The organism is Pseudarthrobacter sp. lyk4-40-TYG-27, assembly GCF_030209295.1.
Taxonomy (GTDB): domain Bacteria; phylum Actinomycetota; class Actinomycetes; order Actinomycetales; family Micrococcaceae; genus Arthrobacter.
Genome location: NZ_JARVSH010000001.1, coordinates 1 through 13,850 on the forward strand (window position 1 = coordinate 1; position 13,850 = coordinate 13,850).

General features: G+C 65.6%; 15 protein-coding genes and 1 tRNA gene. 12 read left to right on the forward strand and 4 right to left on the reverse strand.

Annotation, left to right across the window (positions count from 1 at the left end; translation table 11 throughout):
- Nucleotides 1-341: pyruvate dehydrogenase E1 component-related protein (locus QRM96_RS00005; protein ID WP_502934869.1), on the reverse strand; the 341-nt coding region annotated here is incomplete at its 3' end.
- Nucleotides 342-766: 425 nt separating this feature from the next.
- Between QRM96_RS00005 and QRM96_RS00010 the strand changes: the two genes are divergently transcribed.
- The 7 genes from QRM96_RS00010 to QRM96_RS00040 all read left to right on the forward strand — a co-directional run bounded on the left by QRM96_RS00010 (nt 767) and on the right by QRM96_RS00040 (nt 5,723).
- Nucleotides 767-1,186: a DUF3052 domain-containing protein gene (locus QRM96_RS00010; protein ID WP_026265207.1), complete on the forward strand. Its 420-nt coding sequence runs from the start codon at nt 767-769 to the stop codon at nt 1,184-1,186.
- Nucleotides 1,183-1,677, forward strand: a complete 495-nt coding sequence (locus QRM96_RS00015; protein ID WP_018763968.1) for a peroxiredoxin — start codon at nt 1,183-1,185, stop codon at nt 1,675-1,677. The genes QRM96_RS00010 and QRM96_RS00015 overlap by 4 nt, the downstream gene beginning before the upstream one ends.
- Before the next feature lie 5 nt (nt 1,678-1,682).
- Nucleotides 1,683-2,603, forward strand: a complete 921-nt coding sequence (locus QRM96_RS00020) for an NAD-dependent protein deacetylase (RefSeq protein ID WP_285317868.1) — start codon at nt 1,683-1,685, stop codon at nt 2,601-2,603.
- 101 nt (nt 2,604-2,704) lie between these two features.
- Nucleotides 2,705-2,777: transfer RNA gene (locus tag QRM96_RS00025), tRNA-Val, on the forward strand.
- A gap of 103 nt (nt 2,778-2,880) precedes the next feature.
- Nucleotides 2,881-3,171: a hypothetical protein gene (locus QRM96_RS00030; RefSeq protein WP_285317869.1), complete on the forward strand. Its 291-nt coding sequence runs from the start codon at nt 2,881-2,883 to the stop codon at nt 3,169-3,171.
- 249 nt (nt 3,172-3,420) lie between these two features.
- Nucleotides 3,421-4,218 carry an IclR family transcriptional regulator gene (locus tag QRM96_RS00035; protein WP_018763965.1) on the forward strand — a complete coding sequence of 266 codons (798 nt, stop codon included), beginning with the start codon at nt 3,421-3,423 and terminating at the stop codon, nt 4,216-4,218.
- Nucleotides 4,219-4,376: 158 nt separating this feature from the next.
- Nucleotides 4,377-5,723 carry an MFS transporter gene (locus QRM96_RS00040; RefSeq protein ID WP_285317870.1) on the forward strand — a complete coding sequence of 449 codons (1,347 nt, stop codon included), beginning with the start codon at nt 4,377-4,379 and terminating at the stop codon, nt 5,721-5,723.
- A 209-nt stretch (nt 5,724-5,932) separates the two neighbouring features.
- On the opposite strand, the gene QRM96_RS00045 is transcribed toward QRM96_RS00040, so the two are convergent.
- Nucleotides 5,933-6,997, reverse strand: a complete 1,065-nt coding sequence (locus tag QRM96_RS00045; RefSeq protein WP_018763963.1) for a D-2-hydroxyacid dehydrogenase — start codon at nt 6,995-6,997, stop codon at nt 5,933-5,935.
- A 61-nt stretch (nt 6,998-7,058) separates the two neighbouring features.
- Between QRM96_RS00045 and QRM96_RS00050 the strand changes: the two genes are divergently transcribed.
- From QRM96_RS00050 to QRM96_RS00060, 3 genes are read left to right on the forward strand one after another with little or no spacing between them, the layout of a single operon-like run.
- Nucleotides 7,059-7,985 carry an NAD(P)-dependent oxidoreductase gene (locus QRM96_RS00050; RefSeq protein ID WP_109044429.1) on the forward strand — a complete coding sequence of 309 codons (927 nt, stop codon included), beginning with the start codon at nt 7,059-7,061 and terminating at the stop codon, nt 7,983-7,985.
- Nucleotides 7,982-8,752, forward strand: a complete 771-nt coding sequence (locus tag QRM96_RS00055) for an SDR family oxidoreductase (protein ID WP_285317871.1) — start codon at nt 7,982-7,984, stop codon at nt 8,750-8,752. Before QRM96_RS00050 ends, QRM96_RS00055 begins: the two co-directional genes overlap by 4 nt.
- Nucleotides 8,752-9,840: an L-idonate 5-dehydrogenase gene (locus QRM96_RS00060; protein WP_285317872.1), complete on the forward strand. Its 1,089-nt coding sequence runs from the start codon at nt 8,752-8,754 to the stop codon at nt 9,838-9,840. Before QRM96_RS00055 ends, QRM96_RS00060 begins: the two co-directional genes overlap by 1 nt.
- Before the next feature lie 3 nt (nt 9,841-9,843).
- Here the strand turns inward: QRM96_RS00060 and QRM96_RS00065 are convergent, their stop codons facing one another.
- Complete coding sequence (locus tag QRM96_RS00065) at nt 9,844-10,569, reverse strand: FadR/GntR family transcriptional regulator (RefSeq protein ID WP_285317873.1); 726 nt, start codon at nt 10,567-10,569, stop codon at nt 9,844-9,846.
- A 231-nt stretch (nt 10,570-10,800) separates the two neighbouring features.
- Here QRM96_RS00065 and gnd point away from each other — a divergent pair, with 231 nt between their 5' ends.
- A complete protein-coding gene (gene gnd, locus QRM96_RS00070; RefSeq protein WP_018761620.1) occupies nt 10,801-12,237 on the forward strand; it encodes an NADP-dependent phosphogluconate dehydrogenase in 1,437 nt (478 codons plus the stop codon).
- 134 nt (nt 12,238-12,371) lie between these two features.
- Complete coding sequence (locus tag QRM96_RS00075) at nt 12,372-13,205, forward strand: oxidoreductase (RefSeq protein ID WP_285317874.1); 834 nt, start codon at nt 12,372-12,374, stop codon at nt 13,203-13,205.
- Nucleotides 13,206-13,257: 52 nt separating this feature from the next.
- Here the strand turns inward: QRM96_RS00075 and epsC are convergent, their stop codons facing one another.
- A complete protein-coding gene (epsC, locus tag QRM96_RS00080) occupies nt 13,258-13,842 on the reverse strand; it encodes a serine O-acetyltransferase EpsC (RefSeq protein WP_018761618.1) in 585 nt (194 codons plus the stop codon).
- Nucleotides 13,843-13,850: the final 8 nt, after the last annotated feature.

The following is a 13,850-nucleotide window of genomic DNA, read 5'->3' on the forward strand; positions in this document are numbered from 1 at the left end:
CCGATCTCGGGCCGCTGCGCCCGGTGCACCATGACCGCGGCGTTCCACCGCATGTACGCCCGGTACCGGCGCTCGAATTCCTCGTTGCCCGGGAACTCCGCTTCCTGGTCCACCGGGATGGTGTTCACGTAATCGGTGGTGGTCACCATCGGCACCCCGACGCTCTGCGCGCCCGCGCGCTGCAGCAGGCTCCGCATGATGTATTGGGCACGCTCAGTGCCCTGTTCCCTGATCAACGCATCCAGGGACTCAACCCACTCGGCAGTCTCTTCCGGATCACGATCAGGCAGCTGGTTAGTCAACCCGCTGAGGATATGGGAGGTATCTTCTCCTGCAGCCACGTCCAACCTCTCTTTGCGCGCATGAATCGGCGCACTCAGGCCAGGCAGGGTGACTGCCCGGCGTATATACGCCGTGTGCGACGTATCGGTTACAACAGCCCGGTCATGTGTGCCGGGCAGCTTCCTAGCGCTCCTATGCCTGTCCGGAGTCACAGGGGTGTCGTCCCGCGGGCATAGTTGTCACCAGCCACTCTAGCCCTGACGGCAACGCGATGCGTAGCTGCGGTCCAGGTGCTGCTGTTGTATTTCGTTCGTCATACTGGTTGTGTGGCCAATACCCTTGCCGGGCGCAGCCGCAGCTGGATGTGACGCAGAATATGCGCACTCCCGGGGGCGGCAGCTTGAAGCGCAGGCGCAAAGGGTGTTGGCTTGGGAGTAATGGAAATCACTATGCACAACGCATTAATGACGTATTGGAGGAACACGTGAGCGAGGCCGACGCCGCCACTTCGGTAAATGTGGCGGAAAAATTGGGTTTCAAAAATGGGGATCTGATTCAGGAGTTCGGTTACGACGACGACGTCGATTTCGACTTGCGTGACGATATTGAAGACCTCACCGGTTCGGAGCTGCTGGATGAGGACGACCACGAGGTGGCGGACGCTGTCATCCTTTGGTGGCGCGACGGGGACGGAGACCTCGTCGACAGCCTGATGGATTCCCTCACTACCCTGAGTGAAAACGGGGTTGTCTGGGTCCTGACCCCCAAGTCGGGCAGGGACGGTTACGTTTCGCCGGCAGACATCCAGGAAGCCGCACCAACGGCCGGCCTGCATGTCACCACCTCTGCCGGTGTCTCAAAGGATTGGAGCGCGGCGCGCCTGGTCAGCAGGAAGAACAAATGACGGCAGCGGTCGAGGCCGCTTCCGCAGTTGTTCCCGCCGTGGGCACAACCGCGCCCGACTTTGAGCTGGCCAACCAGTACGGTGAGCCGGTGCGCCTCTCGTCCTTCCGCGGACAGAACGTGGCCTTGGTGTTCTACCCGTTTGCCTTCTCGGGGATCTGCACCGGCGAGCTCTGCGAGATACGTGACAACCTTGCCACGTTCGAGGATTCGAATGCCGTCGTCCTGGCAGTGTCCGCTGACAGCAAGTTCAGCCTTCGCGCCTACGCGGCCCAGGAAGGGTACGGCTTCGACCTGCTGGCCGATTTCTGGCCGCACGGGGCCGTGGCCGGCGCCTACGGCGTGTTCGACGCCGGCAGCGGCATGGCGAAACGGGCCACCTTCATCATCGATGCAGAGGGCACGGTCCGGTACAGCGTGGTGAACCCACGGGGCCAAGCCCGCGACTTTGGTGAGTACCGGGCCGCTTTGGCGGATTTGAAGCAGGCCTGAGGCGGATGGCTGAGCAGCGGCGGGGGACAGGCCTGACGGGCTTTGCCAGCATGCCGCTGGTGGCCCCGGCCCCGCCCTCGGGTGCGGACCTTGAGGTGTTGGTCCGGATCCGGGACCTGCTCGCGGGGGTTCGTTTCGCCCTGCTGACCGGGGCCGGGCTCAGCACGGATTCCGGGATCCCCGACTACCGCGGCCCGGACTCGCCGCCCCGTTCACCCATGACCTACCAGGAGTTTGTCCGCGACGCCGCCAACCGGCGCCGATACTGGGCCAGGAACCACATCGGCTGGTCGCATATGCGGCATGCTGATCCAAACCAGGGCCACTATTCCGCAGCCGAACTCGAACGGCGCGGTTTCCTTACCGGACTCATTACCCAGAACGTCGACGGGCTGCACCAGGACGCGGGCAGTTCAAACGTCGTCGACCTCCACGGCCGGTATGACCAGGTGATCTGCCTGGACTGCGGGCGGACGTATTCCAGGCGCCTCCTTGCCGGTGTTTTCGAGGAACTCAACCCCGGCTTCCTGGAGCGGGCGGCAGCTTCCGGACTCGTGGAAATGGCGCCCGACGCTGACGCCACCGTCGAGGACCAGGCTCTCATCCACAGCTTCGTGGTGGCGCTCTGCCCTGCGTGCGGCGGAACCCTGAAGCCAGACTTTGTCTACTTCGGTGAAAACGTGCCCAAGGACCGGGTGGAGCGGTCCTACGCGATGGTGGACGAGGCAGCCGCCCTGGTCGTGGCCGGTTCTTCCCTGACGGTCATGAGCGGCCTGCGGTTCGTGCGGCACGCCGCCAAGCAGTCAAAACCGGTGGTCATCATCAACCGGGGTGCCACCCGCGGTGATGACAAGGCAACCATCAAACTCGAAGCCGGGGTCAGCCAGGCATTGGGCTACCTGGCAGCTGAACTTCCTTCCCTGTAGTGCGGGAAGGCCCCGGGCGGGCCGATTCGCGTTCGCGGTCCAACGTCGGGTAGAGTTTATGTTCGTTGGTTGCGGCGTTACCGCCGGAAACCGCGCAATTTGGGTCTTTAGCTCAGCTGGTAGAGCGCCACGTTTACACCGTGGATGTCATCGGTTCGATCCCGGTAGGACCCACTCATGTGAAACCCCGTTGTCCCGCCTTTCCGGTGGGGCGGCGGGGTTTTTGCTTTTCGGCTTTTCCAGTCCCGTTGTCAGTGCCCTGCCATACGGTGCAGGGATGGAACACGTCATAGTGCACACAGACAGCGAGGGAATGCCGACGGCGGTTGTGAGCCGCGGCAGGGAATGGGCGGTGGGTGCCGCGCCGGTGAGGTGGTACGAACGCGTCAATTGGTGGGAGACCAAACGCCGGATGCCGAAGGGCAACAGCGGCGTGGATGTGGAAGTCCTGCAGTTGCAGGTGCGGCTGGGTAACAACAGCCGGTCCGCGTTGACCACCATGTATCTCCAGCGTGACGGCCTGGGCGGCAGCTGGCGGCGCAGGGAGTCGGCAGCGGATGCGGCCTGACCGGCCCCGCTTGGTCCGTCGGCTTCGGGGCATTGGAAAACCCTCCACCGCGACTATTGGGGGATGCCGCGGTGGAGGGCCTGGGATGAATATACCGTGAACTCCCGGAAACAAAAAGTCCCGAGGCGCCCGCGTGATCGCCCAGGCGTCGGCGGGCACCGCAGGTCCGCCCAAGCCAGCCACTATGATGGGTTGTGTTCAGCTGAATGGACAGAGCTGATGAGTGCATGCGCCTACCGAAGGAGAATCATGGCCGATTCCCGCACCCCACGTTCCTCCGACGGGCCTGCAAGCGCTTCGCCTGCGCCTGCCGTTACCCGGGCTGCCGCCGTCCTGGAGGCACTGGCTGCGTCCGCAGGGGGACGGCTGACCCTCAGTGACCTTGCCCGCGAGCTGGGAATCCCGAAGTCCTCCACCTCCAACCTGCTGTTGGCGTTGGAGGACGCCCGCCTCATCAGCAGGCAGGGCTCCGAATTCATGCTGGGCCGCAAGCTGGTTGAACTTGGCGCGGCGTATCTCAGCCGCATGGACGAGGTCCAGGAGTTCTACCGGTACTGCGAGCAGGCGCCCACCCTTTCCGGCGAGACGGTGCGGATTGCCATGCTGGACGGGACCAATGTCATCTACCTGGCACGCTACGAGGGGCATCCGGCTGTCCGGCTCACCTCCAACATCGGCGACAAAATGCCGGTCTCCCTCTGTGCTGTGGGCAAGGTCTTGATCGCCAGGCTTCACGACCACGACATCGACGCCTTGTTCCCCGATGACGCCGAGCTGCCCGTCCTCACCCCTAAGTCCCTGCGGACCGGTCGCGAGCTCAAGGATCAGCTGCGGTCCATCCGGGAGCAGGGCTACGCCTTCGAGGACGAGGAATCCACGACGGGCGTGGTCTGCCTGGGCGTGGCCGTCCCCACCCGCGGCTCCCACGGACCCAGCCTGGGGTTATCGGTGACGGCGCTGAAGGCAACCTATACCCCCGAGCAGGGTGCGCAGATGGTCAAGGAACTTCAGGAACTGGCACGGTCCTTGGGTAATCCCATGAGCTAGGAAGGCGTCCCGCAGGGGACCGTGCATGTACTTTTTGGCTCAACCGCTTGCCTGTTGTCCAACTTGCTGTACTCTGTTCAACATAGTGATCGACATCTCGGGTGTCGTTGCTGACCCGCCAGGCCAACGGGGGCCTGGCGCGTGATGAGGGAGTTCTTGTGACAACTCGTACTAATGCACCGCAGGCCGCGGACGGCACCGCCGTCGACGCCGACCAGCTGCGAAGGGCAACTCTTGCAAGTTCAGTGGGGTCCGCACTGGAGTACTACGACTTCTATATCTACGGCCTGGCGTCCGCGCTGATCTTCGGCCCGCTTTTCTTCGCCCCGCTGGGTGAAAGCGGCGCCGTTATTGCCTCCTTCGCCACCTACGGTGTGGGATTTGCGGCCCGGCCCTTCGGCGGCATCGTCTTTGGCCACATTGGTGACAGGTTTGGGCGCAAGATGGTCCTGATCCTCACCATCGGCCTCATGGGAATGTCCAGCTTCGCCATTGGACTCCTGCCCACTTTCGACCAGGCCGGAATGCTGGGTGCGGTCCTCCTCGTGAGCCTCCGCATCATCCAGGGCCTTGGCGCCGGAGCTGAACAGGCGGGTGCCACCACGCTGATCTCCGAGGTGGCACCGCGCCGCCGTCGTGGTTTCTTTGCCGCGCTGCCCTTCGTTGGCATCCAGCTGGGCACCCTCTTGGGCGCCGGAACATTCGCCTTGATGGCCATGGCCGACAAGTCCGTCCTGCAGGGCTGGCTGTGGCGTGTGCCGTTCCTTGCCAGCATCATCCTGATCGGCATTGCGGTGTTCATCCGCCTTCGCCTGAAGGAGACGCCGGTCTTCCAGGAACTGGAAAAGCACAAGGCTGTGGTGAAGAACCCGGTGTCCCAGATCTGGCGTCATTCCAAGAAGAACGTCCTGGTGGGGATCGGCCTGCGTATGGGTGAAAACGGAAACTCCTCCATTTACTCGGCCGTGCTGGTTTCGTTCATCAGCATGCCTGCCGGTGTCTTCCCGGGCGACAAGTTCATCGGACCAACCGGACTGCTGATCGCGGCCGGCTTTGCCGCCGTCATGGTGGTCGCATTCGGTGCCTTGTCCGACCGCTACGGCCGTGTCCCTTTCTACCGCTACGGTGCCCTGTTCCAGGCGGTCATCGCGCTCCCGGCCTTCTACCTGGTGACCCTCGGCAATGTCACGCTCGTCTGGGTGGTCATGGTGGTGGGCATCGCCCTCGGCGTCCAGGCCATGCTCGGGCCGCAATGTGCCCTTCTGCCCGAGCTGTTCGGTTCCCAGCACCGCTTTACCGGGGTTGCCCTGAGCCGCGAACTGTCGGCCGTCCTCGCCGGCGGCTTCGCCCCGATGATCGGCGTCGCCCTGCTGGCGGCCACCAACCACTCCTGGCTGGTTCCCGCCCTGTACTCCCTCGTCCTCGCTTTGATCTCGTTCATCACCACGTTCTTCACGCCGGAAACCGGCGGCCGGGACCTGGTCCTCGTCGAAGACGCCAGCTGACGCCGGCCTGACGCCCGGTCCGGATCATCCGGGCCGGGCGTTTGGCGTGTGCGGGAGACAAGCCGGCCGGCATCGCGGAGGTCGGGAGGTTCCGAGGGGCGCCGTTGATGCTGCGGCCTGATGGGCAGCAGTCCGGCGCCACAAAAAGAACGGCCGCTGCATCCCCTGGGCAGGGGATGCAGCGGCCTTGCCGGTGCCTTGGCCAAGGGTCAGTAGAAGTGGACCGTGTCCACGAGGTGGGGGAGTTCGCCGCCGTCGAGGAAGGTTCGCAGGTTGCTGCAGAAACGGTCGGTGATCAGCCTGTTCTCCGCGGCGCTCAAAGCTGACGTATGCGGCGACACCAGAACCTTCGGGTGGCCCCAGAGCGGGCTTTCGAGGGGGAGCGGTTCCACTGCGAAGACATCAAGGCAGGCGTAGGAGACCTGGCCATTATCCAGGGCCTCGAGCAGCGCGTCCTCATCCACCACGGTGCCGCGTCCGACGTTGACGAAGACGGTGCCGGGTTTCATGACAGCAAATACGTCCCGGTTGAACAGCTTCTCCGTATACGGGGTGCCCGGAAGGGTGTTCACCACGGCATCGGCGGTGGCAAGGAGGCCGGGAAGGCCGTCGTTTCCGGTCACCTGGTCGATGCCTTCCAGGGGCTCCGGGGTCCTCTTGGTTCCGCTGACGGCCATGCCCAGGGCGCGGGCAAGCCGGGCCGTCTCAAGGCCGATCTCACCGAGCCCCGCAATGACCAGCCGGGAACCGCTCACCAGCCGCGTGGGAGTGCGGAGTTCCGGCCAATTCCTGGCCCGCTGGTCCAGCGCCAGCTCGGCGGTGCGTTTGAACCCGTTCAGGATGCCCATCGCTGCGAACTCGGCCAGGGGAAGCGCGTGCACGCCGGCGGACGTTGTGACCTTGAACTTTTGCAGTGTCTGCTGGTCCAGGCCAGACGCTTTAACCGCGCCGCCTGCGCCGGCTGCCATGGCGTGGACCCACTGCAGGTGTCCGTTGTCCGTGGCAATCCGGGCCAGGCCCGACGGGCTTTCGTTGGGGAATCCGTAGAGGACCTGTGCGCTGTTCAGCATCGCCCAATAGCGTTCTTCCTGTTCCGGGGTCCGCCGGAAATCCGGATCTCCGGCGTGGTCCGCCGGGAAGCGCTCCGGCGGCAGGAGGTCGGGCTCGTATAGGACGGTCACGGACGGATCAACGGCCCTGATCCGGTCCACCAGCTCGGCTTCGAGCGGCACGGCAATGGCCACGGTAGTTATGGAAGTCATGGTGTTCATCATACTGAATCATGGCTAGGATATTGAACAAATCTTTAAAGCACGATGACGTGAGGCTGGGTAAATGGAGGACAAACGCGCAGGCTTTGCAGGCCTGGGATTGATGGGCGGACTGATGGCGGCAAACGCCCTCCGCAGCGGATGGCAGGTCACGGGCTGGAACCGGTCTCCAGGGGCAGCGGCCCGGTTGCGGGACCTCGGCGGAACAATTGTCCCCGCGGTGGAAGACCTGGGCCATCTTCCCGTCATCGTTTTCATGCTTCCAGACCTGCCACACATCGAGGAGGCGGCGGCCGGGCTCCTTGCCCGGTGGAAAAAAGAGCCGCCGGCGCCCCAGACCGTCCTGCTGGTCATGAGCAGTGTCTCGCCCACCGCCGTCCAGGTTTTCGGGCGCCGCGTCACCGAGCTCACCGGCGGGCGCGCCCAGGTTGTCGACGCCCCGGTCAGCGGCGGCACCAAGGGCGCCGCGGACGGCACCCTCGCCATCATGGCCGGCGGCGAGGAGTCCGCGTTCCGCAGGGCAGAGCCGCTCCTGCACGCCATGGGCACCACCGTCCGCCGCCTTGGTCCCCTTGGCGCAGGGTCGCTCGCCAAGGCGTGCAACCAGCTGGTCGTGGGGACGACGACGGCGGCGCTCGCCGAGGCTGCCGAACTGGCAGAGCGTTCCGGGCTCGAACCGGCGGCGCTCTTCGACGTCCTGTCGGGCGGTTTGGCCGGCAGCAGGGTGCTGGATATCGTCGGACCGCGCCTGGTCAGCAAGGACTACGCCCCCACGGGCCCGGCAAAATTCATGCACAAGGATCTTTCCTTCGTGCTCGACGCAGCCCGCGCAGCGGGAACGGCAACCCCGATCGCCACGGCCGCCGCCGAACTCTACGCCGAGCTGAAGCGCCAGGGCCTTGGCGACCAGGACCTCGCAGTAGTGCGCCAAACCATCTCCAACCTCAGCCATAGGGCCGCAGTTGCGGCGGAAGGAACAGCTGCTCCATGAGTTCACTTTTTGATTTGTCGGACCGGGTTGCGTTGGTGACGGGGTCGAGCCGGGGGATTGGCTCGTCGCTGGCCCGGGCGTTGGCGGACGCCGGTGCAACGGTTGTGTTGAATGGCATCAACGGGGAGCGGCTCAAGGAGGCCGAGGCGGCGATGGCCGCCGACTTTCCGGCCGGCCGCATCGCCAGCATCGCGTTTGACGTTACCGATGGTGAGGCGGCAGGCCGCAGTATCGCGTGGATCGAAGAGCATGTGGGTCCGTTGGAGATCCTGGTGAATAATGCCGGGATCCAGCATCGGGTGCCGATGCTGGAGTTGGACGTGGCGGATTGGGAGCGGGTGATTTCCACGGACTTGACCAGTGCGTTCCTGGTGGGGCGGGAGGCGGCCCGGTGCATGATTCCGCGGGGCCGGGGCAAGATCATCAATATCTGTTCGGTGCAGACGGACCTGGCCCGCCCCACGATTGCCCCGTATGTTGCGGCCAAGGGCGGGCTGCGGAACCTGACCCGGGCGATGACGGCCGAGTGGGCCGGGTCCGGCCTGCAGGTCAACGGGATCGCGCCGGGGTATATCCAGACCGAGATGACGCAGAACCTGGTGGATGACGAGCAGTTCAATGCCTGGATCCTGGGCCGCACCCCGGCCCGCCGCTGGGGCACGCCGAGGGATCTGGCCGGGCCGGTGGTCTGGCTGGCCTCGGATGGGTCGGATTTTGTGAACGGGCAGACCATTTTCATCGACGGCGGAATGACGGTGGTGGTCTGATGCCCGCGAACACACCCGTCCAGGCAGGGGTCCACATGCTGCCCGGCTCCGGGCCGGCCGTGGTGGCCCACGCCGCGGGGGACCTCCGGGTCGATGTGGTCCCGCTGGCCCGGCCGGCGGATGACCAGGCCGTGGTTGAGGTCTTGTACGGCGGGATCTGCGGGTCGGACCTGCATTACTGGCTGCACGGTGCGGCCGGGGAATCCATCCTGAAGGCGCCCTTGGTGCTGGGCCATGAGATTTCCGGTGTGGTGGTCCGCGCCGCGGCCAACGGCGAGGGGCCGCAGCCCGGAACCGCCGTCGCCGTCCACCCCGCCACCCCCGGTCCGGGCGCGGCCCGGTACCCTGTGGACCGGCCCAACCTCTCACCCGGGTGCACGTACCTGGGCAGCGCCGCCCGCTACCCGCACACCGACGGCGCTTTCAGCCGGTACGTGAACCTGCCGGCCCGGATGCTGCGGGCCCTGCCCGAGGGCATCGACCTGCGCACGGCCGCCCTGGTCGAACCCGCGTCCGTGGCCTGGCACGCGGTCTCCCGGGCCGGGGACGTGGCCGGGAAGACCGCGCTGGTGATCGGCTCCGGCCCCATCGGTGCCCTCGCTGTCGCGGTCCTCAAACGCGCCGGTGCAGCGCACATCACCGCTGTGGACCTCCATCCCAAGCCACTGGAGATCGCCCGGGCCGTCGGCGCGGACCAGGTCATCAACGCCGCAGACACCGAAGCGATCGCCGCCGTGGAGGCCGACGTCGTGATCGAATCCTCCGGCAACCACCACGGACTGGCCTCCGCCATCCGCGGCGCGGTCCGCGGCGGGACCGTGGTCATGGTGGGGCTGCTGCCCACCGGCATGCAACCGCTGCCCATCTCGCTGGCCATCACCCGCGAACTGGACCTCAAGGGCTCCTTCCGCTTCAACGACGAAATCGACCAGGTCATCGCGGCGCTTGCCGACAGGTCCCTGCACATCAGCCCCGTCATCACCCACCAATACCCCGTGGAGGACGCCCTGCACGCCTTCGAGATGGCCAAGGACTCCACCAGCTCCGGCAAAGTCCTCCTCAGCTTCGACGGGAACGGAAGCAGCTGACCGTTACTGCCGGACGGGGATGAACACCCGCGGTTGCTCCGTCCAGGTGTCAGCCATCTGTGACATGGTCCGCCGCATGATCCGGTCCGATGCCTCGCGGGCAGCGGGAGCGTCGCCCTTGGCGATCGCCTCTGCCACATCTTCGTGCCATTGCAGGGCGGTCTGGTGGGGATGGTCCGGCATCAGGCCGTGTACCGTCCGGCCCGTCAGTGTTTCGGCCACCTGCCCCATCAGGTTGGCGAACATCTCGTTGCCGGAGCCGGAGAGCAGCAGCGAATGGAAGCGGATATCCAGTTCCAGGAAGCGGGCAACCTCGCCCTTGTTGCCGGCCTCCCGCATGGCGCGGGCAACATCCACGAGTTCCAGGCGCAGCGGCGCCGGCGCGTTCTCTGCCGCCAGTTCGGCGGCTGCAGGTTCGACGGCGGCACGGAGTTCGGCGAGGGAGCGAAGCTGGGCTCCGCGCGCATCGCTGGCCAGCCGCCACCGGATCACCTGCGGGTCAAAGGGGTTCCAGCGGCTTGAGGGCAACACCCGGATCCCCACCCGCTTGGTGGTTTGCACCAGCCCCAGGGACTGCAGGACGCGCACGGCTTCACGGATTACGGAGCGGGAAACCTTCAGTTCATCCTCCAGCTGCTCGGCGAGCATGACGTGTCCGGCGGGGAGATCCCCTGAGATGATCCGGGTGCCCAGGTTCTCGATGGCACGGTGGTGGAGGCTGCTGGTCATGCTGTAAGCCTAGTTGCTGGCGGATGCGGGATTGCCGGCTGACCCGGACGGCCGGGACAGGGGAGTGCGGCAGTCCTAGACTGGCAGCGACACAATCGGTTTCATGACGCGGACGTTACTTTCGCGTCACCGCCAGAATATATATGCTTTATTCCGACCCCCTGATATGCCCCGGCGTCCCACCCCGCACCGGAACCTGGATCCGGGGCAAACAATGAATTGGAGTTATTGATGTCTGCACACATCGGTGTCACCGGCCTCGCAGTGATGGGCGCCAACCTTGCCCGCAACCTCGCCCGCAACGGGTTCACGGTTGCCCTGCACAACCGGTCGGTGGAAAAGACCGACGCACTGCTGGAGAAGCACGGCTCGGAGGGCGATTTCATCCGGACCGAATCCCTGCAGGAGCTGGTCGATTCCCTGGAGAAGCCGCGCCGGGTGCTGATCATGGTCAAAGCCGGAAAGCCGGTCGATTCGGTGATCGAGCAGCTGGAACCGTTGCTGGAACCGGGCGACATCATCATCGACGCCGGCAACTCACACTACGAGGACACCCGCCGCCGGGAAGCCGCGCTGGCCAAGAAGGATCTGCACTTCGTGGGCGTCGGCGTCTCCGGCGGCGAAGAGGGTGCCTTGAACGGTCCGTCCATCATGCCCGGCGGCTCCAAGGAGTCGTACAAGGCCCTGGGTCCGCTGCTGGAAAAGATTTCGGCAAAGGTGGACGGTGAGCCCTGCTGCGCGTGGATTGGCACCGATGGCGCCGGCCACTTCGTCAAAATGGTCCACAACGGCATCGAATACGCAGACATGCAGGTCATCGGCGAGGCCTTCGACCTCCTGCGCTCCGGTGCCGGCATCGAACCGGCCGAGCAGGCAAAGATCTTCTCCGAGTGGAACCAGGGCGAACTCTCGTCCTTCCTGATCGAGATCTCCGCCGAGGTCCTGGGCCACGTCGATGCCAAGACCGGCAAGCCGTTCGTGGATGTCGTCGTCGACGCCGCGGGCCAGAAGGGCACTGGACGCTGGACCGTGATCTCGGCCCTGGAGCTCGGTTCCCCCGTGTCCGGCATCGCCGAATCGGTCTTCGCCCGTGCGCTCTCCTCCCAGGCTGCCCAGCGCAAGCTTGGCCAGGAGCTGCTGGCGGGCAACGAGGCAACGGTTGAGATCCCCGAGACGTTCGTTGAGGATGTCCGCCAGGCGCTCTACGCCTCCAAGCTGGTCTCCTACGCGCAGGGCCTGGACATGCTGACCTCGGCAGCCAAGGAATACGGCTGGGACCTCAAGCTGGACGAAATCGCTTCCCTGTGGCGCGCCGGCTGCATCATCCGCGCGGAGCTCCTCAAGGACATCACCAAGGCCTACGCTGCGGACGAGAAGCCCGCAAACCTGCTGTTCGCACCGGCGTTCACCAAGGCCATTGGCGACGCCCTCCCGGCGTGGCGGCGGGTAGTAGCCACCGCCGTGCAGCTCGGCATCCCGGTGCCGGTGTTCTCCTCCTCGCTGGCGTACTACGACGGCCTGCGCCGCAAGCGCGTTGCCGCCGCCCTGATCCAGGGCCAGCGCGACCTCTTCGGCGCCCACACCTACGGCCGTGTGGACACCGAAGGCACGTTCCACACCCTCTGGGGCGAGGACAAGTCCGAAATTTCGGCAGTCGACACGCACTAGCCCACAGGTCTTCCGGCGCGGCGGCCGGCGCTTCCCGATACTCTGGGGGCGCCGGCCGTCGGCATTTTCGGCCGCACCGCCCCTCATCCGCGCAGCCCGCCCTCCCTCCGGGGCGGCGTCCCAAGGAGTCCGCCATGAACCAGCCCGTCGCTTTCGTCACCGGTGCGTCCACTGGAATCGGCTTCGAAGCTGCCCGGAAGCTCGCAGCCCGCGGATTCACCGTGTACGCCGGTGCCCGCCGGGTGGAGAAAATGGAACCGCTCAAGGCCGACGGCGTCCGGACCCTGGCGCTCGATGTGACGGACGAGGCGTCGATGGTCGCCGCCGTCGGGGAAGGCTTGTCGGCCCACGGCCGGATCGACGTGCTGGTCAACAACGCCGGCTACGGATCCTACGGCTCGCTTGAGGACGTCGAATTGGCGGAGGGCCGCCGGCAGTTCGACGTCAACCTGTTTGGCTTGGCACGGATGACGCAGCTCGTGCTGCCGGCCATGCGGGCCGCCGGCCGGGGGCGGATCATCAATATCTCCTCGATCGGCGGAAAGATGTACGAGCCCCTGGGCGCCTGGTACCACGCCACCAAGTTCGCCGTTGAGGGCCTTAGCGATTCGCTCCGGGTAGAACTCAAGCCACACGGCATCGACGTCTCCATCATCGAACCGGGCGGCACCCAGTCCGAGTGGGGCGCCATCTCCGCGGAGGGCCTGCTGGCGAATTCGGGGACCGGACCGTACGCCGCCCAGGCCAAGGTGGTGGCGGCAGCGCTGGCTTCAACCGACGGTTCGGCGTTGTCCTCGCACCCCGCCGTGATAGCGGACGCAATCGTTCATGCCGCCACCTCGCCTCGGCCCAGGACCCGCTACCCGGTGGGCAAGGGCGCACGGGCCATCCTGCTGCTGCGCCAGCTGCTTCCGGACCGCGCCTTCGACACCGTGCTGTGGAACATCTACAAGCGCTTCCCCGGCTAACAGGACAGCGGGCCAAGCTAGGGCCCGAACTTCGTCCAGGCAACGCCGGACCCTAGATCCGGTACTCGATATCGTATTCGGCCGGATCCACTGCGGGTTTGGTTTCCCGCTGCGCATCGCGGTGCCGCCACTTGGCAGGAACGCCGGTAACGATCGACTCCGGCGGCGCGTCCTTGACCACGACCGCGTTGGCACCGACCGCGCTGTCCCGGCCAATGGTAATGGGCCCCAGGATTTTGGCTCCCGCACCGATCGTCACGCGGTCCCCGATGGTGGGGTGGCGTTTAATCCGGGCCAGCGAGCGGCCGCCCAGCGTGACGCCGTGGTAGATCATCACGTCCTCGCCAATTTCCGCGGTCTCACCGATCACCACCCCCATGCCGTGGTCGATGAAGAACCTGCGGCCGATGGTGGCACCCGGATGAATCTCGATGCCGGTGGCAAACCTGCCCAGCTGCGACAGGAGCCGTGCCGGAAAACGCAGGGCAGGGTTCTGCCACAACCGGTGGGTCAGCCGATGGATCCAGATGGCGTGCAGGCCGGAATAGGCGAAAAAGTTCTCAAAAGAACCTCGAGCCGCAGGGTCGTGGGACCGGGCGGCCTCGAGGTCTTCTTTCAGTCTTGCGAAAAAGCCCACAAAGTTCT

Coding starts and splice junctions, on each gene's coding strand:
- QRM96_RS00015 (WP_018763968.1), top strand. CDS start 1,183: ATGACGGCAGCGGTCGAGGCCGCTTCCGCAGTTGTTCCCGCCGTGGGC.
- QRM96_RS00020 (WP_285317868.1), top strand. CDS start 1,683: ATGGCTGAGCAGCGGCGGGGGACAGGCCTGACGGGCTTTGCCAGCATG.
- QRM96_RS00030 (WP_285317869.1), top strand. CDS start 2,881: ATGGAACACGTCATAGTGCACACAGACAGCGAGGGAATGCCGACGGCG.
- QRM96_RS00035 (WP_018763965.1), top strand. CDS start 3,421: ATGGCCGATTCCCGCACCCCACGTTCCTCCGACGGGCCTGCAAGCGCT.
- QRM96_RS00045 (WP_018763963.1), bottom strand. CDS start 6,997: ATGATGAACACCATGACTTCCATAACTACCGTGGCCATTGCCGTGCCG.
- QRM96_RS00050 (WP_109044429.1), top strand. CDS start 7,059: ATGGAGGACAAACGCGCAGGCTTTGCAGGCCTGGGATTGATGGGCGGA.
- QRM96_RS00055 (WP_285317871.1), top strand. CDS start 7,982: ATGAGTTCACTTTTTGATTTGTCGGACCGGGTTGCGTTGGTGACGGGG.
- QRM96_RS00060 (WP_285317872.1), top strand. CDS start 8,752: ATGCCCGCGAACACACCCGTCCAGGCAGGGGTCCACATGCTGCCCGGC.
- QRM96_RS00065 (WP_285317873.1), bottom strand. CDS start 10,569: ATGACCAGCAGCCTCCACCACCGTGCCATCGAGAACCTGGGCACCCGG.
- gnd (WP_018761620.1), top strand. CDS start 10,801: ATGTCTGCACACATCGGTGTCACCGGCCTCGCAGTGATGGGCGCCAAC.
- QRM96_RS00075 (WP_285317874.1), top strand. CDS start 12,372: ATGAACCAGCCCGTCGCTTTCGTCACCGGTGCGTCCACTGGAATCGGC.